This is a genomic window from Pseudomonas sp. P108, assembly GCF_032613195.1.
Lineage (GTDB): Bacteria > Pseudomonadota > Gammaproteobacteria > Pseudomonadales > Pseudomonadaceae > Aquipseudomonas.
In genome coordinates, this window is sequence record NZ_CP126691.1 from 1423256 (window position 1) to 1443012 (window position 19757).

Below are 19757 nucleotides of genomic sequence, written 5' to 3' on the forward strand. Positions count from 1 at the left end.
CTGGAGGTCTTCTCCTGGAGCTGTGAAATGCATCAGCAAAAACTTAGGACTATTCGCCTTTATGGCACCTTGGGTGCCAGCTTTGGTCGCGTGCACCGGCTGGCTGTGAACAACGCCGCGGAAGCCATTCATGCCTTGTGCATTCTCGTTCCGGGATTTGAGCGCTTTCTGATGGAGTCCAGGGACCGGGGGCTTACGTACTCTGTTTTCCTGGGGCGCGACAACATTGGCCATGACCGGCTCAAAGCGCCAAGTGGCACGATGGATATTCGTATTGCGCCAGTGGTTATTGGCAGCAAGCGAGCGGGCTCATTGCAGACGGTTGTCGGGGTCGTATTGATCGCCGCAGCAACATTTTTCACCGGTGGTTTTGCAGGCATTGCCGCTGGCGGTACCTGGGGCGCAGTGGGGTCTGTAGGGATATCCATGGTGATTGGTGGCGTCATGCAGATGCTTTCTCCACAAGCCAAAGGCCTGGGCACCCAGGACGGTCCTGCCAACCGAGCCAGCTACAGTTTCAACGGCCCCACCAATACCAGTGCTCAAGGCAACCCTGTGGGTCTGCTTTACGGCCAGGCCATTGTCGGCAGCGCAGTGATCAGTGCCGGGATCTACGCGCAGGATCAACTGTAGCGAGCGGCTTTTTCACTGCCGGAGAAAACTATGGCAATGCAACCAGATCAACAAAAAATTCAGACGGTCCTGTTATCCGGATCCCTGGCACGATTGTTTGGGCGCAAGCATCGCGTGACAACTTCCGGCGGGTTTCGGGATGTCATGGGCTACTTCAAGCAATTCCCCGGTTTCGAAAGGTATATGAACGAAAGCGCTGGCAAAGGGCTCCGGTTTGCGCTGTTCAATGGTCGAGAAAATCTTTCGCAAGATGAACTGGGTAAGCCAACCGGCAAAGAGGTGCTGCGAATTGTGCCAGTCATCGCAGGGTCAAAGCGCGCAGGCTCACTCCAGACCATTGTCGGCAGCGTGATGATTGCCGCCGCTTTCGTTCTGTCATTTACGCCATTCGCCGGTGCTTCACCTTTTCTGTACCAAATGGGAACCGCCATGGTGATCGGTGGCGTTTTGCAAATGCTGTCCCCCCAAGCCAAAGGCCTGGGGGCTCAGGACAGCCCCGCCAATCGCGCCAGTTACAGCTTCAACGGCCCGGTCAACACCAGCGCCCAAGGTAACCCGGTCGGTCTGCTGTATGGCCAGTTGGTCGTCGGCAGTTCCGTGATCAGCGCTGGTATCTACGCGCAGGATCAACTCTAGCGTTCGATCTTTTATTGACGTCCACCCAACCCGCCCTGTGCGGGTTTTATTTCGCCTGAAGGAAAGCCATGACTGACCTCATTCTCGCTGGCAGCAAAGGTGGCGGCGCCAAGCCGCGCCCCTCCGTGGAGGCGCCAGACAGCCTGCAAAGCACGGCTTACGCTCGTATCCTCGATCTCGTCAGCGAAGGCGAGATTGTCGGTCTGAAAAATGATTCCCGCTCGGTGTTTCTGGATGAAACACCGCTGGCCAACGACGACGGCAGCCTGAACTTCAATGGTGTCACGCTGGATGTTCGTACCGGTAGCCAGGATCAGGCACATATCCCCGGTTTTCCCGCGGTGGAAAACGAGACGGTCGCAGCGGTCGAGCTGCGTAGTGATCAACCGTGGACCAAGGCCTTTACCAACCTGCAACTGTCGGCTGTGCGGATTCGTCTGGCGGTGGCGCGACTGGCGCAGACCAATACCAGCAACGGCGACACTAACGGTTATACAGTCAAATACGCGATTGATCTGGCCACCGATGGCGGTGCCTTCGTCGAGGTACTGGCGTCCGCGTTCAGTGGCAAAACCACCACCAAGTACGAGCGATCGCACCGCATCGATCTGCCTGCGGCCAAAAGCGGTTGGACCGTGCGAGTACGCCGTTTGACCCCTAACTCCACCAGCGGCGCCATTGCCGACACCACCAGTGTCGAATCGAGTACGGAGGTAATTGACGCCAAGCTGCGCTATCCCGGCTCGGCGATCATCGGTTTGCAATTCGACGCCTCCCAGTTCCAGTCGATACCGTCGCGTTCCTTTGAATTGCTGGGACGGATCATTCGGGTGCCGAGCAACTACGACCCGCAGAGCCGCACGTACAACGGCATTTGGGACGGTACGTTCAAATCGGCCTGGACCGACAACCCGGCGTGGATTTACTACGACCTGCTGCTGCATCCGCGTTATGGCCTGGGCCATTTGCTCAATGCCGGTCAGGTCGATAAATGGGAGCTGTACCGCATCGGTCAGTATTGCGATCAGCCTGTCTCCGACGGAAAGGGCGGGACTGAACCGCGCTTCACCTGCAACCTGTATCTGTCGGTGCGTGCCGATGCCCTGAAGGTTTTGCAGGATCTGGCTACCACGTTTCGTGGCATGTCGTATTGGGGGGCGGGTTCGGTCATGGCGGTGGCCGACATGCCGGAAGACCCGGTGTACACCTACTCCAACGGCAACGTCATTGGCGGCAAGTTCGTCTATGGCGGGTCGGCGAAAAAGACCCGTTTCAGCGTGGCGCTGGTCAGTTGGAATGATCCGACGGACTTCTACCGGCAGAAGGTTCAATACGTCGATGATGCTGAGGGTGTCGCTCGCTATGGTGTACAGCAGACTGAGATCACCGCTACCGGTTGCACGTCTCAGGCCCAGGCCCAGCGCATCGGTAAATGGGCACTGCTGACCAATCGCCTGGAAACTGAAAGTGTCACTTTCTCCGTCGGTCTGGACGGGACGCTCGCGCGTCCGGGACAAATTATCCGCGTGGCTGACAACGACCGTGCCGGCAGACGGATTGGTGGCCGCCTGCGTGGTGCAACACTCGATACGCTGACCCTGGATGCCCACGTGACCGCCGAAGCTGGCGATACGCTCACCCTGGTCATGCCGACCGGTAAAGCCGTTTCCCGCGTGATCAAGTCAGTGAGCATCAGCGACCAGGCTCAACGTGTGATCCTGGCTCAGCCCTTGAGCGAGTTGCCACCGGCGCAGTCGATGTGGGCCATTGATTCCGCTTCCCTGGCCGCACAGCAATTTCGCGTGTTGTCGATTGCTGAAGACTTCACCGACACGGAAATCAAGTACAGCATCAGTGCAGTCAAACATGTGCCGAGCAAGTACGGCGCGATCGACAACGGCTCCCGTATCGAACGCCCCCCTGTCACGGTCATACCGCCAGGCGTTCAGGCGCCACCGACTTCAGTCACGATCAGTAATAACCACTTCGTCGATCAGGGCAGTGCAGTCGGTGTGATGACCATCGAGTGGGCGCGCCCGGCCAACGCCATTGCATATGAAGTTTACTGGCGCAAGAACGACAGCGAATGGGTGTTTGCCGGTCGAACCGGTGGTTCGTCGATGGAGGTACGCGGCATTTATGCCGGGCGTTACGTGGCCAAAGTGCGAGCCATCAACGCGCTGGACATCGGTTCGATCTATGCGACTTCGGTGGAAACGCAACTGTCCGGGAAAACCACGCCACCGCCTTCAGTGACTTTCCTCAAGGCTGACAGCCTGCTGTTCGGTATCGGCCTGAAATGGGAGTTTCCGGCGGGCGCCGAGGACACACAGCGAACTGAAATCTGGTATGGGCCAACGGCAAACCTTGAGGCCGCTACCAAACTGGCCGACCTGGCGTATCCGCAAAGTGATTACACGATGCAGAGCCTGTTGGCAGGCACGTCGTTCTTCTTCTGGGCGAGACTGGTCGATCGTACGGGCAATATCGGGCCGTGGTATCCGACCGGTAATGGCGTGCTGGGGCAGGCCAGTTCGGAGGCTGGACCGATTCTTGACCTGCTCGCGGGCAAGATCTCGCAGACCGAACTGGGGAAAGATCTGCTCGGTGAAATCGAGAAAATTCCCGGATTGCAAAGTCGGGTTGATGCCCTGGATGAAAGCTATGATCCGACGAGGACTTATGCGAAATATGCCGTCGTCCGTCAGGGCGATCGCTTATATCAGGCCAAGGCGCTGGTACCCGTCAATCTGCCACCGCCGAACACCGAGTATTGGGTCGACGTGGGGCAAACTGTCGAGACCGCCTCCGGTCTGGTTCAGCAGGTCGGGACCAACACCGCCGATATCAGCAAGATCGATGGCGCGGTAACGGCTCAGGCCGCCGCATTTCAGTCGCTACGCGCAGCGTCTCGGGATGACAACGGTGAAGGCGAGCTGGCAGATGCGCTCAAAGGCTGGACCAGTACGGCGGCCATTGCTATGGAAAGCAGCGTCCGTGCGTCCCAGAACGAGGCAACCGCCCAACGTGTTTCAACGCTGGAAGTCGGTATTGGAAATAACGCGGCAAATATCCAGTCGCTTGAGAAGGTTGTAACAACCAATAGCTCGGCCACGGCGACGAAGCTCGAACAGTTAAATGTGTCCGTTGGGCAAAACACTGCCGCCGTTCAGCAAGCCTCAAGTGCCATTGCCGATACCAGTGGCAAGTTATCGACGATCTGGTCTGTGAAGATGGACACAACGGCGGGAGGCCAAAAATATGCCGCTTCGTTTGGTTTGGGGCTTCAGGTAGATCCTTCGGGTGTTTCGTCACAATTTGTTGTGCGTGCCGATACCTTCATGTTGTTGAACCTGGCTAATGGGAATCCGGTATCGCCATTCACCGTGAGTGGCGGTCAAACATTTATTAACGACGCCTTTATTCAAAATGGCTCAATTAATATGTTGAAGATTGGCGATAGCCTGCAGTCAGATAATTATTATCCAGGAACAACTGGCTGGAGACTGACCAAGTCCGGTAGCTTCGAAATCAACAGCAGCGTAGCCGGACAGGGACGAGTCATCATGACCAACAGGTCGCTCCGGGTGTTTGATGCCAATAATGTCAAACGCGTACAACTTGGAGATTTAAGCGAATGAGCTATGGAATGGCGGTCTTTGATTCCAACGGCGTGCAAACGTTGGGTATGGAAGATTTTACAATTGAAAAGTTGGCTCAGATGTACTTGCCTGCCGTCCGCACCATGGGCAATGGCATCAGGTCTGATTATATTGTGATGGACGTTCCAGGGTATAACCCGGCTACTTGTTTTGTTGTGATTACACCGCGGGTTTATGCTGGCTATAGTCAACCAGGTCGTCCGGATTCGTGGGGCTATGTACCAACTTATAAGGACCTTGGCGGAACGCAAATCGGTATTTTTACATACGTGAACAGGCGGCGACCTACCGGCTATCACAATAACTACGTTGACGAATGGACCGAGCATACAGTCGAGTGCGTGGTTGAAGTCGTGAGGGTTTTGTAATGGCGGATTACGGACTTTCAGTGACGAATACGTATGGGGCTGTGGTTATCTCCAGCACCTATAAAGTGATGGTGTTTTCCGAGCGTGGCAGTTTCAGAATACAGTCCAGGTATACCGATCGCGAAGGCAGCGGCGCTGTTGCGTTCGTGAAGCCGATCCTGACACAGGAGGCTCCACAAGTTTTTTTCAGACATGTAAATGGGTTTCATACATCTCTCGGTGTTTATATAACCATGTTGGGAGGACCCGGGAACTGGACGGGTTTTCTGGTGACATCAGCAGTGCGTAATGGGAGTAATTTACAGAACTATTTGATGGAGTATGTCATCTGTAAGTTTTCCGATCAGCCCAGTCCGCAACGGTATGGCATGAATATCTTTGATGCCCAAGGCCAAATCGTATTTTCTTCCGAAGACAGAGTTGTTCGCTATCACAAGTTTGCCAAGTCATGGTCTCTGGTAGTAGGTGACTATGTAGATACATACAAAAGCAACCTTGTCATCGAAGCGGATGATTTCGTGTGTGTTTCGAGTATTGATCGTGGTGTCACGTGGTTTGCTGATGGTTTTGGTTTTGTAGGTATGAGCTTGCTGGATAACAATGTTCCTGTACTGAATATTACCGCACAAAGGGCGGGCGGCGGATACTGGTATTACCAAGGCACAAATGGAACTTGCTTCGGAATCCCGGTGTGCAAGTTTCCATCGTCTAGATATTACAACTAGCCAACTGAGGAGATCGGTATGCCATGGAGCAAGACCGGAAGAGTAAGCGTCACAAATAATTCCAATTCAGTTATCGGGGTCGGGACATCCTTTATCGTTAATGGACGTGTAGGGGATGCGTTCAGAGGCCCTGATGGCAGTTGGTATGAAGTCACCAACATTGCCAGCGATACGGCCATGTCGATTTCGCCGAACTATCAGGGCGTGACTGACGGAGCAGGCGGGTATGCATTGGCGCCGCTGCAAGGCTACGTAAAAGAGTCAGCTGATACGTTGCGGGCTTTGGTCAACACCTACGGTACCAAGCTTGCGGCATTGGGGGCCACCGCTAACTTCGACGTGCTGCCTGTCTCGAAAGGCGGGACTGGCGGCGTGTCTCCGGCCGCAGCTCGCGCTGCTCTGGAGCTGGGCAGTGCCGCTTCAGCCACCCTTCAAACCACTTACAGCGACGCCACGGCAGGCCGCGTGATGCAGGTCGGAGCATTTGGGATCGGCGGTGACGCCCCGGTCTACAACGGCAACATCGACGACACCGCGGCTGTTCCGGCGGGGCGCTGTTTTGTCATTAACACCGCCACGGGCGTGAAACCGACGGGATCGTCCTACGGTTTGATGGACACCATCAAATACGTCGGTCAGCCGGTTCATCAGGCCTGGCACGAAGTCAACGGCACCGCAGGCGGTGGCACTTTACGCACTTGGGAGCGAGATCAATACGGCACGGGGGTTTTCGGCCCCTGGCGCATGGTTTATCGGCAGAACAACATCCTCGGCGTCGTTTCAGGGGCAGGAGCCCCCACGGGAGCGATCATCGAGAGGGGTGCCAACGGCAACGGTGAATACACCAAGTTTGCAGATGGCACCCTTGTTTGCTGGAGAGTTATCCCCACCAACTCAACCGGCACGTACGCCGTGGGCGCTCTGTTCGGTAGTGATGCCTATGCTCCCGGCCCGTTTCCCTCGGCTTATGCATCGGTGCCTACAGTCACGTCGGGGGCCACAGGGGCTGTACACGCGGACTGCATTTTCGCCAGTGCCTGGATTCCCCCAGCGCTTAACAATTGGGGAGGGTGGCGTGCTATGGCAACCACGAACGTAGCCGCGGCTGCCCAAATTAACCTGATCGCCATCGGGAGGTGGTACTGATGAATATTGTTTTGTCTCCACAGCGTAGAGAGGATTCTCTGGCGCTTTACAAATCGGGTGACGTGCTCACCATCAACGGTGAAGCGTTCGATTTCTCGCTGCTCTGCGACGGCGATACGTTGCCACAAGGCGCGATCAAATCTGAATGGTTCGTGGGTGACGTTACTCGCGAGCAGGGGCAACTGACGCTTCATCTGTTGTTGCCGATTCCCGCCCATTACAGCCAGGCGCAAGCATTTCCCGAGGACCTGATCGATATTCCCGAAGGTGACGTGGCATTGCCACAGCCTTTGCCGCAAGCGGAGGTTGAAGTATGAACATCGACTGGTCGCAATTGATCACCAAAGCCATGAAAGAGGCAGCGGCTGCCGCAGCACGATTGACCGAAGCTCAAGCACTGCTCAAGAGCAAAAACGAGGTGGCTGCAGCGCAGGTCGCTCGCATTCAGGATCGGATCGACACCCTCGGTTACGGCATCGATCTGGGGGAGGCGACGTCTGAGGATGAGGCGGAACAGCAAGCACTGCTTGCCAACCTGAAACAGTGGAAAGCCTACAAGTTCAGCTTGGGCAAAGTGAGCACACAAGCTGCCTGGCCCGTGGCGCCAGAGTGGCCTGTCCAGCCCGATGTTCCGGTAATTGTGGTTGATCCGGTGCTGCCGCCGGGCTGACTGGCTTTCTGACAGCTACCTGATCGAGATCGTCTTGAACACCCATACCGCCGAGTGCGGTTTTTTTTCGCTTAAAAAAAGGACTGCACCATGCCATGGCTTAGAACAGGTTCGGTCAACGTCAGCAACAACTCGCCTGCAGTCATCGGTGTCGACGTTGATTTCGTCACCAACGTCCGGGTGGGCGATGCCTTCGTCGGACCTGATGGACGACAATATGAAGTCAGCAATATCGCCAGTCCGGTCTTGTTGTCGATCACCCCGGCTTACCAAGGCGCAACGGCAAACGACGCGTCCTATTCGATCATGCCGGTGCAGGGGTATCCCAAAGCACTGGCTGATGCATTCAACAACCTTAACGTTCAGTACGGCCCGAAGCTGGCAGCACTAGGTGATGCGAGTGGTTTCGATGTCCTGCCGCTGCGAAATGGCGGCACCGGAGGAACGGATCTTGTTTCTGCTCGCCAGGGCCTTGGCCTGGGTGCAGTCGCAACCGACACCATTGTGCCCATCGTACGTGGTGGCACCGGTGCGACGGATGCCGCGTCGGCGCGCCAGGCGCTTGGACTCGGTGCTGTGGCAACGGACGCTGTTGTACCGGTGGCACGAGGTGGCACGGGTGGCAACTCCCCGGCAACCGCTCGGTCGGGTCTCGGACTGGGCAGTGCCGCCGTTGCCGCGTTGGTCGGAGCGGTCAGCCAGGACAAAGGCGTTCCAACCGGAGCCGTCATTGAGCGCGGCGCCAATGCCAACGGTGAATACGTCAAGTTTGCCGACGGCACGTTGATTTGCACCCTCTGCAACACGGGCGGCGTAGTGTTTAACAACCCGTCCAACATGGGCTTCAACTGGTCTTATCCGATGCCCTTCGTGACGCTGGGATTTGTCATTGGGAATCTGGTTGGAGTATTGGGTGTGACAAGGGCGGTGACCAGCGTCAGCGCCTACAGCAGAGGGCTCGGTTTTGCCAGCATCTGCGCTTTCAGCCTTGGTCAGTTCGTACAAGGTGACGAGCTAATAGTCTCGTTTGACTGCTTCGCCATCGGCCGGTGGTTCTAAGCAAAACCCAGACTGAAAACTGCGGGCTGGGGTTCCTCGTTAAATCGGGTTGAGTACAGGCGCTGACCTGCGACCGCCCCCACTCGGTACTTCCTCATGAAAATGACCCCTCTGGTCACGCAATTGCGTGCTCAGTGCCCGACGCTGGGCAATCGGATCGCAGTAGGCATTGATGTTACGGCATTGCAAGCCGATGCCTCGCTGCAAACCCCGTGCGCCAGCATCACACCCCTGGCCGATCTGGCCAGCAACAGCACCACCCAAAACCTCACCACCCAACCGATCCGCGACCGCTTCGAAATCGTCCTGGCGCTTGACGCCACCGACGCTACAAAAGCGCTGGATCTGTTGCACGACCTGCGCGCCGAGTTGTGGCGCGCGCTGGTGGGGTTCAAGCCCGATTCCGACTACAGCGCCATCGTCTACGACGGCGGCGAACTGGTCTCGATCAACAGCAGCCGCGCCTTTTACCGGCTGCGCTTTTTTGCCGAGTTCCAGCTCGGTCGCAATCTGCCGAGTCAGCCTGCGGAGAGTTGGCACGAACGCGAACTGGACGGTTTGTCGTCCTTTACCGGGGCCACCGTGCGGGTCGATGCGATCGATCCGGCCGACCCCAACCTGAAACGCCCGGGCCCCGATGGGCGCGTGGAAATGACTTTCTCTGCAGAGGTAACCCCATGAGCAATCGCATCACCGTACTGCCGGCCGCTGGCCGCGTCGTACCTGACCCGGAGGCCGGCGATCTGCTGCCGCTGGAAGGCCGTGAAGTGCTGGACAGCGCCTGGTGGCGCCGACGTCTGGCCGACGGCGATATCACCCTCAAAACCGCACCAGCCAAACAAAAGGGAGCCAAATAATGGCGATCGGATTCAGCAACATCCCCGCGGACATTCGTGTACCGCTGTTCTATGCCGAAATGGACAACTCGGCCGCCAATAGCGCGAGCTCGACCCTGCGTCGTTTGATCGTCGCTCAGGTCAACGACAACATTGCCCCGACCGAAGTCGGCAAACTGGTGCTGGTCTCCAGCGTTGCGCTGGCCAAGAGCATCGGCGGCCAAGGCTCGATGCTCGCCTCGATGTACGAGACCTTCCGCAAGGCTGACCCGATCGGTGAGATCTGGTGCCTGCCGCTGCACAATACCGAAGGCGCGATCGCCAAAGGCGTGCTGACCCTGACCGGCACCGCGACCCAGGCTGGCGTGATGAATCTGTATGTCGGCGGCGTGCGTGTGCAAGCCACTGTGGTCAACGGTGCCACCGCTGCCCAAGCGGCCACCGCACTGGCGCAGAAAATCAACGCCACCGCCGACCTGCCGGTCAGCGCTGCCGCTGCCGAAGGTGTGGTCACCCTGAATGCCAAATGGACTGGCGACAGCGGCAACGACATCAGCCTGCAATTCAACCGCCTGGGCAAGAGCAACGGCGAAGAAACCCCGGCCGGCCTGACCTCGGCGATCACCGCCATGACCGGTGGCGCCGGTGTGCCGGATCAGGTCGCGGCGATTGCCGCACTGGGCGACGAGCCGTTCGAGTTCATCGCACTGCCATGGTCGGATCTGTCGACGCTCAATACCTGGCAAGCGGTCATGGATGACAGCACCGGTCGCTGGTCGTGGGCCAAGCAACTGTTTGGTCACGTCTACAGTGCCAAGCGCGGCACTGTCGGCACTCTGGTTGCTGCCGGCCAGGCACGCAACGACCAGCACATGACCATTCAGGCGCTGGAGCCGGGCGTTCCGCAACCGTTCTGGGTGCAAGCCGCCGCACTGGCTGCACGCACGGCGGTGTTCATCTCTGCCGACGCCAGCCGTCCGACTCAGAGCGGCAGCCTGCCGGGTGTCGATCCGGCACCGGCCAGCGAACGCTTCACGCTGACCGAGCGTCAGTCGCTGCTCAACTACGGCATCGCCACCGCGTACTACGAAGGCGGCTACGTGCGTATCCAGCGCTCGATCACCACCTACCAGAAAAACGCTTACGGTCAGGCCGACAACTCCTACCTGGACAGCGAAACCATGCACCAGTCGGCGTTCATCGTGCGCCGTCTGCAAAGCGTGATCACCAGCAAGTACGGCCGCCACAAACTGGCCTCCGACGGCACCCGTTTCGGCGCCGGCCAGCCAATCGTGACGCCTGCGACCATTCGCGGTGAACTGATCGCCCAGTACGCCAAGCTCGAACTGGAAGGCCACGTCGAGAATGCCGAGCTGTTCGCCGAGCACCTGATCGTCGAGCGCGACGTGCAGGACCCGAGCCGTGTGAACGTGCTGTTCCCACCGGATTACATCAACGGTCTGCGCGTGTTCGCACTGCTCAACCAGTTCCGTCTGCAGTACGACGACGCGGCTTGATAGCCGCGTTTGACGGCAAGTTTTCAGCCCACCTCGCGTGGGCTTTTCTATTCAAGGGAGTAACACCATGGGTCAACTGATTGCAGGCACCTGCTACGTCAAAGTCGACGGCGCACAACTGACCATCAATGGCGGCTGCGAAGCCCCGCTGATGGCGGTCAAACGCGAAACCGTCGTACCCGGTTTCTACAAGGAAACCGATATCGCGCCGTCGTTCAAAGTGACCGCGCTGCACACCGCCGACTTCCCGCTGAAGAAGCTGATTGAAGGCACCGACATCACCGTCACCTGCGAATTCAGCAACGGCAAAGTCTACGTACTGGCCGGCGCTTATCTGGTTGAAGAGCCAGTTTCCAAGGGCGATGACGCCACCATCGAACTGAAATTCGAAGGCATCAAGGGGGCCTGGCAATGAGCGGCGCCGTGAAGCTTCAGGTTGCGATCGAAGCTCACGGCGAGCCCCTGACCGAACTCGTCCTGCGCCGTCCGACGGTGCAGGAAGTGCGAGCGATCAAGGCGCTGCCGTACAAGATCGACAAGAGCGAAGAAGTCAGCCTCGACATGGACGTGGCGGCCAAATACATCGCCGTGTGCGCCGGCATTCCGCCGTCGTCGGTCAACCAGCTGGATCTGGCTGACCTCAATGCGCTGAGCTGGGCCGTTGCGAGTTTTTTCATGAGTGCGGCGTCGGCGCCATCACCGACCTGATCGCCGTCGCCTATGACCTGGCCTGGTTCTGGAAGGTTGACCCCGAACAGATGATGGCCAGGCCACTGGATGTGCTCCGCGAATCGCTGGAGCACGCGCAACGGATCAATGCGATGCAGCAGGTGCAATGATGGCGAATACGAATTTGAGCCTGATTCCGCAGACCTTTCCTGTCACGGTCAACATGCTCGTGGTGCTCAAGGGCGCCGAGAAGATGGAAGCCGAAATGAAAGGGCTGCGCGGCAAGGTCGCAGCATTCAAGAAAAGCATGGAAGACAGCGGCCTCGAGCCGCTGGACGTCGCCGGGTTCATCTCCGAAGGTGGCTTGCTCAAGCCGTTTCAGGACGGCATCAAGAAAGCCATCGAGGCGCAGGATGCGCTGGCGAAAAAGGTCGCGGCGAACAAAGGCCTGAAACTGCCGAAAGTGGTGCAGGGGGAAACCTCGGCCAACCTGGCAAAGTTCAACGAAGCGCTGGACAAGATCTCGTTGAACATTGGCAATGCGTTGTTGCCAGCGGTGAACGGTATCGTTACCGCAATCACGCCGGTGATCACCTCGATTGGCCAGTTTGTGGCGAACAATCCTTCTCTTGTCGAAGGGCTGGCGGCGGCAGCCGTCGCGTTCACGGTAGTCACCGTGGGTGCGATGGGGCTGGTCGGTGTATTGGGCATTCTGACGTCACCGATCGGTTTGATTGCCGCCGCGATTGCGGCCGCGGTGGCGATTATCGTGATCGGCGCGCGCTTGATCAGCAACAACTGGGGGGCGATCTCGGGCTTCTTCAGCCGGACCTGGCAATCGATCAGCGATGCGACCCGTCGCGGCATCGACGACGTGCGCAAAGGCTGGGATGAGATGGTCGCGGATGGCAGGCAACAGTTCGAGTCGATGCGTGCCACAGCTTCGCAGAAGTGGCAGGAGATGCGCGCTGACGCTATCGCTGGTGCCAGCCGTCTGGCGGCAGGAGCGTCCGAACGTCTGCACGCATTCGGCGCGTCCATCGAGCAGACCTGGGATTCTGCTCGCAGCTCCGTCGGCGCTTACTGGGACAGTGCAGCTGCCAGCACTGCGGCTGGATTGCAAAGCCTCAAGGCCCGGTTGTACACCTCGCCACTGGAGAAGATGAGCGCACTCTGGGACTCGGCCGATGAGTCCGTCACCGGTTACTGGAATCGTAGCTATGCAGCGACGCAGTCCGGTTGGGAATCGGTCAAGTCGACGTTTGACGGCACGCTGACAGCAAAAATGTCAGGCGCATGGGATGCCGCACAAAGCGCGGTCTTCACGGCCATCGACGATATGAGCAACAGGGTTGCAACCGGTTGGTCGAACATCACATCGCTGTTCGACGGCACGCTGGCAACCAACATGTCGACGGTCTGGGGTTCTGCGCAAAGCACGGTTTTCGATGCGGTTGGCAGCATGCACAGCATTGCGGCGAGTGGTTGGGAGCAACTCAAATCGACGTTCGCCTGGTCTCCGACCGCGATGGTCGAAAGCGCCTGGCAACCCTTGGCACCGGTTTTTTCAGCGCTGTGGGACGTTCTTCGCGCGGGTGCCCAGCCATTGAAGAGCGAGTTTCAGAACTTGTTCGGCAACGCTCCCGTGGAAGCGGTCATGGCGAAATGGAATGGCGTCACGGAATATTTTTCCGGTTTGTGGGCAACGCTGAACACCGACGCACAATCGGTGAAAGCAACCTTGGGTGATCTGTTCAGTCAGTCGCCGCTGGAATCCATCCAGGAGAAGTGGCAGCCCGTTCTCGTCTGGTTCGGTGATATGTCGACAAGACTCCAAGGTATTTTCGCACAGGTCAAAGAACTGCTCGGCGGCAATGTCTCCGGGTTCTTCGCCACGATCACCGGCACCAGCGCTGCGGTGCCTGCCGGGGCGCCAGGAATGAGCAGCACACTGCCGCAAACCTCTGGCGCGCTGATTCAACAAAGTGCAATCAACAACCGCACGCAGCTCGAAGGCGGCCTGACCGTACGCTTCGAAAATGCGCCGGCCGGGTTGCGCACCGATCAACCACAAAGCAATCAACCGGGCCTGGCGCTGTCTTCGCGCATCGGCTATCGCTCGTTGTCGATGGGAGGTTCCAATGAACTGGCGTGACCGTTTGTTGCCGGCATCCTTTCGCGGTGTCGGGTTTTGGATCGATCAGGCGAAAACCCCGGTCGGTCGCAAAGGCCAGTTGCACGAGTATCCGCAACGTGACCTGCCGTATTTCGAGGACCTCGGCCAGCAGGCAAGGATTCACGATGTCACGGCATTCATCATCGGCGCGGATTGCCTGGAACAGCGCGACAAGCTGCTCAAGGCATTGGAGGCGGGCAGTGGTGAACTGGTGCATCCGTGGCTCGGGCGCCTGCAAGTCAAGGTCGGCGAATGCGACATGACCCACACCCGCCAGGACGGCGGGTTGGTGACCTTTACCCTGAAGTTCTATCCAGACCAACCGTTGCCGTTCCCGACTGCCACCGTCAGCACACAGAAAGTGTTGCTGGCCAAGGCCGACACGCTGTTGGGGTCTGCGGTGGCGCGTTTCGAACAGGCGATGACCTTGATCAAGGCTGCGCGGATCGGCATTGCCAATCTGCGCAACAGCCTGACCGGAGTCTATGAGGTGATCAAAGAGCAGCTCAAACCGCTGATCGAGCAGTACCGGCAGATCACCGAACTGGTCAAGGCAGTGAAGGAGTTGCCCAAGGAGGTGGCGGCTGAGTTCAAAGGTTTGCTCGGCGATATCAAAGAGCTCAAGGAATTCGCGAAGGAGGGCTACCGTGGGGTGATTGCCGACGTGTCCCAACAACTCGAAGCGATTCGCAAGGCGGATGCGCCGAAGATCACCACCGGCAAGGACACCAACGCCGCGGCACAAGCCATGGCCGATCTGGTCCAGGACACGCTGATCGTGAAAGCGGCGCAGTGGATCGCATCCATGCCGGTGGCCACCAAACCGGTGAAATTGCCGTCGACACCTTCCGTCGATCAGCAGGCGAACCAGCCGATCAATCGTCCGGACGTGCCCGCCATCGATGATGTGCAGGCGATTCAGAAGACGCTGATCGAGACCCTGAATCTGGTGAAGACCAAGGCCGGCCCTGCGCACCACCAACTGATCAGTGATCTGCAGGATGCGGCGGTCGCGCACCTCAAGTCGGTCGCATCGTCCGGTGTGCGCCTGGTGACTAAAACCATCCAGGAAAGCGCTCCGGCGGTGGTAGTGGCCTACAAGTATCTGGGCGATGCCACACGGGTCACTGAAATCACTCAGCGCAACGGGATGAACCATCCAGGTTTCTCGCCCAACGATGTGAAAGTCTCCGGGGAGTGAACCATGAGCGAAATGGACAATCGCGTCACGCTGACGGTCAACAACATGGAATACGGCGGCTGGAAAAGCGTGGAAATCACCGCTGATCTGGAGCGCCAGTTTCGCACCTTCAAACTCGACATCACCTGGCAATGGCCGGGGCAGACTGTCGCCAAACCGATCAAGCCCGGTGACCCGTGCGAAGTGCGAATCGGCAAGGATCTGCTGCTCACCGGTTACGTGTTCAAAGCCCCGATCAGGTATGACGGGCGGCAGATCAGCCTGACTATCGAGGGCAGTTCCAAGACTCAGGATCTGGTCGATTGCGCCGCCAGAAACCAGCCGAACCAGTGGCAGGAGCAACCCCTGTTGAGCATCGTTCAGGCGCTGGCGATGGAGTACGGGCTGATGGTGGTCAATGAAATCCCCGAGACTGCAAGGCTGACCAAGCACACGATCGTGCCGGGTGAAACGGTGTTCCAGTCGATCGACCGGTTGCTCTCGTTGCTGCGGGTGTTTTCCACCGATGACGAACAGGGCCGGCTGGTGCTGGCCAAACCCGGCAGCGGTGGTCGGGCCAGCGATGCGCTGGAACTGGGCAAGAATATTTTGTCCGCCAGCGCGTCGATGGATTACAGCCAGGTGTTCTCCGAATACCGGGTGATCGGCCAGCAAAAAGGTTCGGATACCAAAAGCGGCGCGGCGGCCAGCGAAGTCGAATCCACAGCGGCGGACCTGACCTTCAAGCGTCGGCGCACCACGGTGATCAACGAGGGCACGCAACTGACCTTTGAGTTGGCGCAGCAGCGAGCCCAATGGGAAAGCGCGACCCGCATGGGCCGAGCGCAGACCACCACTTATCAGGTGCAGGGCTGGCGTCAGTCCAACGGCGATTTGTGGCGCCACAACACGCTGGTGCGGGTCAAGGATCCGGTGCTGGAGTTTGACGGCGACATGCTGATTTCCAAAGTCACTTATTCGCTGTCGGCACAAGGCTCGGTGACCACACTGCAAGTGGCGCCGCCGCATACCTTCGATCCTGATCCAACACCCCCGAAAAAAACCTGAGCCTGACTCCGGACCCTGTGGGAGCGAGCCTGCTCGCGAAAGCGCTGGCAGCTTCAACATCACATTGCCTGACCCAGCGCATTCGCGAGCAGGCTCGCTCCCACAGTGGATCGCGTGATGCCTACCTCTTGAGGACAATTCATGAGCCTACTGACACGCCTGCTGGCGCGCGGCACTGTCGTGCTCGCCAATTCGGCATCCAAGCTGCAATCGCTGCAAATGCGCCTCACCGCCGGTGAAGTGAACGATGATCTCGAACACTTCGAACCCTACGGTTTTACCAGCCATCCGTTGGCCGGCGCCGAAGGTGTCGTCACCTTCATCGGCGGCGACCGTTCCCACGCCATCGCTCTGGTCATCGCCGACCGCCGCTATCGCCTGCAATCGCTGGCGTCGGGCGAAGTGGCGATCTACACCGACGAGGGCGACAGGATTCACTTCAAGCGCGGGCGGATCATCGATATCGAAACCGCCACGCTGAACATCCGCGCCAGCAGCGCGGTGAACTTCGATACGCCAGTGATCAACCAGACCGGCAAGATCGTGTCCACCGGTGATCAGTTGGCCGGCGGCATCAGCCAGATCAAACACGTGCACGTCGGTGTGCAGGCCGGCAGCGGCCAGACCGGCGCGCCGGCAGGAGGCAAGTGATGCTGAGCCCGAACCTCCACGCTGCACTGACCCGCTCTGTACTGATCAGCCTGTTCACCTGGCGCCGCGCCGCCGATGACGACGCCCTCGACGACGACGAACGTTTCGGCTGGTGGGGCGACACCTTTCCCACCGTCGCCGACGATCGCATCGGTTCGCGGCTGTGGCTGTTGCGCCGGGTCAAGCTGACTCGACAAACGCAGATGGACGCCGAGTTCTACGCCCGCGAAGCCTTGCAGTGGCTGATCGACGACGGCCACTGCAGCGCCATCGACATCATCAGCGAACGCCTCGACGCCCAGCGCCTGAACCTGCGCACGGTCCTGACTCTGGCCGACGGCGAACGTCTGGACATCAACCCCGATAACAGTTGGCAGGTGATCTATGCCGTTTGAAACCCCTTCGCTGCCGGTGCTGATCAAGCGCACCCAAAGCGACCTGGCCGGCGATTCGCTGCGCCAGTCCGATGCGCAAGTGCTGGCCCGTACCCTCGGTGGTGCGGCTTATGGTCTGTACGGTTATCTCGACTGGATTGCCGAGCAGATTCTGCCGGACAAGGCCGATGAGTCGACCTTGGAACGCATTGCCGCTCTGCGTCTGAACCAACCGCGCAAACCCGCGCAAGTGGCCACCGGCAGCGTCAGTTTTACCGCCACTGCCGGCGCGGTGCTCGACGCCGATACGCTGCTGCAAACCAATGACGGCCGCACCTACAAAGTCACCGCCGCGCGCACCACCGTCAATGGCAGCAACACCACCACGATCGCCGCGCTGGATGCCGGCAGTCTGGGCAATGCCGACGCCGGGCTGGCGCTGACACCGGTGCAGCCGATTGCCGGTGTGATCGGCAACAGTTTTGTGGTGCTGGCGCCGGGACTCAGCGGCGGTGTGGCGCGGGAAAGTCTGGAGTCGCTGCGTTCGCGGGTGATCCGTTCCTACCGCGTGATTCCCCATGGTGGCTCGGCCAGTGACTACGAAACCTGGGCGCTGGAAGTGCCCGGCGTGACGCGCGCCTGGTGCCGTGGTGGCTTACTCGGCCCAGGCACCGTCGGCGTGTACATCATGCGTGACGACGATCCGCAACCGGTGCCGAACGACGAGCAACTGGCCGAGGTGCAGGCCTATATCGAACCGTTGCGTCCGGTGACGGCTGAAGTGCATGTGCGTCCGCCGATTCAGGTGCCCGTGACCTATCGCCTGAAGTTGACCCCCGACACCAGCGCCGTACGCGCGGCGGTCGAAACCCAATTGCGCGACTTGCACAACCGTGAGGCTGACCTCGGCGAGGATCTGCTGATCAGCCATATTCGCGAAGCGATCAGCAGCGCAGCGGGTGAAACCGACCACGTACTGACGGCCCCCGTCGCCAACGTTTCGGCCAACGACAGCGAACTGCTGACCTTCGGAGGTTGCGTATGGGGGGCATAAGAACCGCCGCGCAATATCAGGCGCAACTGCGCGCCTTGCTACCCAGTGGCCCGGCATGGGATCCGGAGCGCGTGCCGGAGCTGGAAGAAGTGCTGCAAGGCGTCGCCGTCGAACTGGCACGCCTCGATGCGCGTGCTGCCGACCTGCTCAACGAAATGGACCCGGCCGGCGTCAGCGAACTGGTGCCGGATTGGGAGCGGGTGATGAACCTGCCCGACCCGTGCCTGGGCGCGACGCCGCTGTTCGACGACCGCCGCCTCGCCGTACGCCGGCGCTTGCTCGCGGTCGGCAGCCAGGCCGTCGGCTACTACCTCGACATCGCCAAAAGCCAGGGCTACCCCAACGCCACCATCACCGAACTCGAAGCCCCGCGCATGGGCCGTTCGCGTTTCGGCTCGGCGCACTGGGGCACGTGGGAGGCGCAGTTTATGTGGACGCTTAACACCGGCGGGCGCCTGTTGCTCGGTCGACGTTACGGCGCGAGCTATTGGGGTGAGCGTTTCGGCGTCAACCCGGGTTCGGCGCTGGAATGCCTGATCCACCGCAGTGCCCCGGCGCACACCAAGGTGCATATCAATTATGACTAGGGAGGAATGACGGGATGGATTATCCGAAAAGTGTGCCCAGTTCGGGGCTGGTGAATGGCAAGTTTGTTGATGAAAACCCATTGATGGGCACGCCGGGATCGCTGATTCCGGCGCGGTGGGGCAACAGCGTCACCGATGAAATCATCAACGCGATCACTGCTGCCGGTCTCGTCCCCGACGAGGGCGACAGTACGCAACTCAGAGCGGCGATTTCGGCAATTGTCGAAAAGAACAAAAGTGATTCTCTGGCAACCAAGGATGAAGCAGAGGCGGGCACAAGCAGCAGTCGCCTGATGACCCCGCAGCGGGTGTTTCAAGCGATCGAAAAGAAAGTGGTGCAAGCCACGGAAGCTGTTTTTGGCTGGGCGCGGATCGCGACTCAAACCCAGGTCAACGCAGGGACTGATGACACCACCATCGTCACACCGAAAAAGCTCTGGTTTGGTGTTTCCTACAGCATTGGCGCGAACGGCTATATCGCTTTTCCGAGCTGGCTGGGCGGCTTCATGATCCAGTGGGTCGTGATCACCATCGCTACAGATAAAACCTATGTTGCAAAACCCTGGCCGGTGGCTTTCAAGACCCAGTGCGCCGCTACCTGGGCAAGTTACTCGCACAGCGGCAACGCACCCTTTTTCGATATCGTCACTCCACCTTTGGTGACCTACTTTGATCCCAGCCAGGTTCAAGTCTTGAGCAATTCCGGTGGCTCCGGTTTTGTCACTGTCCTGGGGGTGGGGAACTGA

Annotated in this window: 22 protein-coding genes; all 22 read left to right on the forward strand. The window is 59.1% G+C overall.

The window, feature by feature from the left end:
- Positions 1–27 precede the first annotated feature (27 nt).
- A complete protein-coding gene (locus QOM10_RS06130) occupies positions 28–633 on the forward strand; it encodes a tail assembly protein (RefSeq protein ID WP_127926040.1) in 606 nt (201 codons plus the stop codon).
- Between the two features lie 30 nt (positions 634–663).
- Entirely contained in the window at positions 664–1269 is a 606-nt protein-coding gene (locus tag QOM10_RS06135; protein ID WP_150774126.1) for a tail assembly protein, read from the forward strand.
- A 68-nt stretch (positions 1270–1337) separates the two neighbouring features.
- Positions 1338–4910 carry a phage tail protein gene (locus QOM10_RS06140; RefSeq protein WP_316917744.1) on the forward strand — a complete coding sequence of 1191 codons (3573 nt, stop codon included), beginning with the start codon at positions 1338–1340 and terminating at the stop codon, positions 4908–4910.
- Positions 4907–5299 (forward strand): hypothetical protein, encoded by a 393-nt coding sequence (locus tag QOM10_RS06145; RefSeq protein WP_316917745.1) that lies wholly within the window; start codon positions 4907–4909, stop codon positions 5297–5299. Before QOM10_RS06140 ends, QOM10_RS06145 begins: the two co-directional genes overlap by 4 nt.
- Positions 5299–6024 (forward strand): hypothetical protein, encoded by a 726-nt coding sequence (locus tag QOM10_RS06150; RefSeq protein ID WP_127926044.1) that lies wholly within the window; start codon positions 5299–5301, stop codon positions 6022–6024. Before QOM10_RS06145 ends, QOM10_RS06150 begins: the two co-directional genes overlap by 1 nt.
- Before the next feature lie 18 nt (positions 6025–6042).
- On the forward strand, positions 6043–7170 hold the full coding sequence (locus QOM10_RS06155; RefSeq protein WP_224794565.1) for a phage tail protein: 1128 nt from the start codon (positions 6043–6045) through the stop codon (positions 7168–7170).
- Entirely contained in the window at positions 7170–7487 is a 318-nt protein-coding gene (locus QOM10_RS06160; protein WP_127926045.1) for a hypothetical protein, read from the forward strand. The genes QOM10_RS06155 and QOM10_RS06160 overlap by 1 nt, the downstream gene beginning before the upstream one ends.
- Positions 7484–7840, forward strand: coding sequence for a phage tail protein (locus QOM10_RS06165; protein ID WP_150749425.1), 357 nt, complete (start codon positions 7484–7486; stop codon positions 7838–7840). The genes QOM10_RS06160 and QOM10_RS06165 overlap by 4 nt, the downstream gene beginning before the upstream one ends.
- Before the next feature lie 90 nt (positions 7841–7930).
- The gene (locus tag QOM10_RS06170) at positions 7931–8899 is read left to right on the forward strand and encodes a hypothetical protein (protein WP_160038528.1); all 969 of its coding nucleotides are present in this window, start codon (positions 7931–7933) and stop codon (positions 8897–8899) included.
- A gap of 96 nt (positions 8900–8995) precedes the next feature.
- The gene (locus tag QOM10_RS06175) at positions 8996–9580 is read left to right on the forward strand and encodes a hypothetical protein (RefSeq protein ID WP_150749424.1); all 585 of its coding nucleotides are present in this window, start codon (positions 8996–8998) and stop codon (positions 9578–9580) included.
- Positions 9577–9756 carry a DUF2635 domain-containing protein gene (locus QOM10_RS06180; RefSeq protein WP_034154909.1) on the forward strand — a complete coding sequence of 60 codons (180 nt, stop codon included), beginning with the start codon at positions 9577–9579 and terminating at the stop codon, positions 9754–9756. Before QOM10_RS06175 ends, QOM10_RS06180 begins: the two co-directional genes overlap by 4 nt.
- A complete protein-coding gene (locus QOM10_RS06185) occupies positions 9756–11252 on the forward strand; it encodes a phage tail sheath subtilisin-like domain-containing protein (RefSeq protein ID WP_316917746.1) in 1497 nt (498 codons plus the stop codon). The genes QOM10_RS06180 and QOM10_RS06185 overlap by 1 nt, the downstream gene beginning before the upstream one ends.
- 67 nt (positions 11253–11319) lie before the next feature.
- The gene (locus tag QOM10_RS06190; RefSeq protein WP_316917747.1) at positions 11320–11667 is read left to right on the forward strand and encodes a phage tail tube protein; all 348 of its coding nucleotides are present in this window, start codon (positions 11320–11322) and stop codon (positions 11665–11667) included.
- Positions 11664–11960 (forward strand): phage tail assembly protein, encoded by a 297-nt coding sequence (locus QOM10_RS06195; RefSeq protein WP_007908778.1) that lies wholly within the window; start codon positions 11664–11666, stop codon positions 11958–11960. Before QOM10_RS06190 ends, QOM10_RS06195 begins: the two co-directional genes overlap by 4 nt.
- Before the next feature lie 130 nt (positions 11961–12090).
- On the forward strand, positions 12091–14076 hold the full coding sequence (locus QOM10_RS06200; RefSeq protein ID WP_160038532.1) for a hypothetical protein: 1986 nt from the start codon (positions 12091–12093) through the stop codon (positions 14074–14076).
- Entirely contained in the window at positions 14063–15298 is a 1236-nt protein-coding gene (locus tag QOM10_RS06205; RefSeq protein WP_150749421.1) for a DNA circularization protein, read from the forward strand. Before QOM10_RS06200 ends, QOM10_RS06205 begins: the two co-directional genes overlap by 14 nt.
- A 3-nt stretch (positions 15299–15301) precedes the next feature.
- A complete protein-coding gene (locus QOM10_RS06210) occupies positions 15302–16345 on the forward strand; it encodes a phage baseplate assembly protein (protein WP_127926052.1) in 1044 nt (347 codons plus the stop codon).
- Between the two features lie 141 nt (positions 16346–16486).
- Positions 16487–16996 carry a phage baseplate assembly protein V gene (locus QOM10_RS06215; RefSeq protein ID WP_127926053.1) on the forward strand — a complete coding sequence of 170 codons (510 nt, stop codon included), beginning with the start codon at positions 16487–16489 and terminating at the stop codon, positions 16994–16996.
- Positions 16993–17391, forward strand: coding sequence for a phage GP46 family protein (locus tag QOM10_RS06220; RefSeq protein ID WP_127926054.1), 399 nt, complete (start codon positions 16993–16995; stop codon positions 17389–17391). Before QOM10_RS06215 ends, QOM10_RS06220 begins: the two co-directional genes overlap by 4 nt.
- Positions 17381–18424, forward strand: coding sequence for a baseplate J/gp47 family protein (locus tag QOM10_RS06225; protein WP_316917748.1), 1044 nt, complete (start codon positions 17381–17383; stop codon positions 18422–18424). Before QOM10_RS06220 ends, QOM10_RS06225 begins: the two co-directional genes overlap by 11 nt.
- Positions 18412–19011, forward strand: a complete 600-nt coding sequence (locus QOM10_RS06230) for a YmfQ family protein (RefSeq protein WP_095112473.1) — start codon at positions 18412–18414, stop codon at positions 19009–19011. Before QOM10_RS06225 ends, QOM10_RS06230 begins: the two co-directional genes overlap by 13 nt.
- 14 nt (positions 19012–19025) lie before the next feature.
- Complete coding sequence (locus tag QOM10_RS31245) at positions 19026–19757, forward strand: hypothetical protein (protein ID WP_410479208.1); 732 nt, start codon at positions 19026–19028, stop codon at positions 19755–19757.

Bases quoted from the DNA above. Each gene is read 5' to 3' on its own strand.
- QOM10_RS06200 (WP_160038532.1), top strand. From the start codon at position 12,091: ATGGCGAATACGAATTTGAGCCTGATTCCGCAGACCTTTCCTGTCACG.
- QOM10_RS06210 (WP_127926052.1), top strand. From the start codon at position 15,302: ATGAGCGAAATGGACAATCGCGTCACGCTGACGGTCAACAACATGGAA.
- QOM10_RS06205 (WP_150749421.1), top strand. From the start codon at position 14,063: ATGAACTGGCGTGACCGTTTGTTGCCGGCATCCTTTCGCGGTGTCGGG.
- QOM10_RS06190 (WP_316917747.1), top strand. From the start codon at position 11,320: ATGGGTCAACTGATTGCAGGCACCTGCTACGTCAAAGTCGACGGCGCA.
- QOM10_RS06225 (WP_316917748.1), top strand. From the start codon at position 17,381: ATGCCGTTTGAAACCCCTTCGCTGCCGGTGCTGATCAAGCGCACCCAA.
- QOM10_RS06195 (WP_007908778.1), top strand. From the start codon at position 11,664: ATGAGCGGCGCCGTGAAGCTTCAGGTTGCGATCGAAGCTCACGGCGAG.
- QOM10_RS06155 (WP_224794565.1), top strand. From the start codon at position 6,043: ATGCCATGGAGCAAGACCGGAAGAGTAAGCGTCACAAATAATTCCAAT.
- QOM10_RS06160 (WP_127926045.1), top strand. From the start codon at position 7,170: ATGAATATTGTTTTGTCTCCACAGCGTAGAGAGGATTCTCTGGCGCTT.
- QOM10_RS31245 (WP_410479208.1), top strand. From the start codon at position 19,026: ATGGATTATCCGAAAAGTGTGCCCAGTTCGGGGCTGGTGAATGGCAAG.
- QOM10_RS06230 (WP_095112473.1), top strand. From the start codon at position 18,412: ATGGGGGGCATAAGAACCGCCGCGCAATATCAGGCGCAACTGCGCGCC.
- QOM10_RS06145 (WP_316917745.1), top strand. From the start codon at position 4,907: ATGAGCTATGGAATGGCGGTCTTTGATTCCAACGGCGTGCAAACGTTG.
- QOM10_RS06140 (WP_316917744.1), top strand. From the start codon at position 1,338: ATGACTGACCTCATTCTCGCTGGCAGCAAAGGTGGCGGCGCCAAGCCG.
- QOM10_RS06165 (WP_150749425.1), top strand. From the start codon at position 7,484: ATGAACATCGACTGGTCGCAATTGATCACCAAAGCCATGAAAGAGGCA.
- QOM10_RS06130 (WP_127926040.1), top strand. From the start codon at position 28: ATGCATCAGCAAAAACTTAGGACTATTCGCCTTTATGGCACCTTGGGT.
- QOM10_RS06150 (WP_127926044.1), top strand. From the start codon at position 5,299: ATGGCGGATTACGGACTTTCAGTGACGAATACGTATGGGGCTGTGGTT.
- QOM10_RS06135 (WP_150774126.1), top strand. From the start codon at position 664: ATGGCAATGCAACCAGATCAACAAAAAATTCAGACGGTCCTGTTATCC.
- QOM10_RS06175 (WP_150749424.1), top strand. From the start codon at position 8,996: ATGAAAATGACCCCTCTGGTCACGCAATTGCGTGCTCAGTGCCCGACG.
- QOM10_RS06180 (WP_034154909.1), top strand. From the start codon at position 9,577: ATGAGCAATCGCATCACCGTACTGCCGGCCGCTGGCCGCGTCGTACCT.
- QOM10_RS06170 (WP_160038528.1), top strand. From the start codon at position 7,931: ATGCCATGGCTTAGAACAGGTTCGGTCAACGTCAGCAACAACTCGCCT.
- QOM10_RS06185 (WP_316917746.1), top strand. From the start codon at position 9,756: ATGGCGATCGGATTCAGCAACATCCCCGCGGACATTCGTGTACCGCTG.
- QOM10_RS06215 (WP_127926053.1), top strand. From the start codon at position 16,487: ATGAGCCTACTGACACGCCTGCTGGCGCGCGGCACTGTCGTGCTCGCC.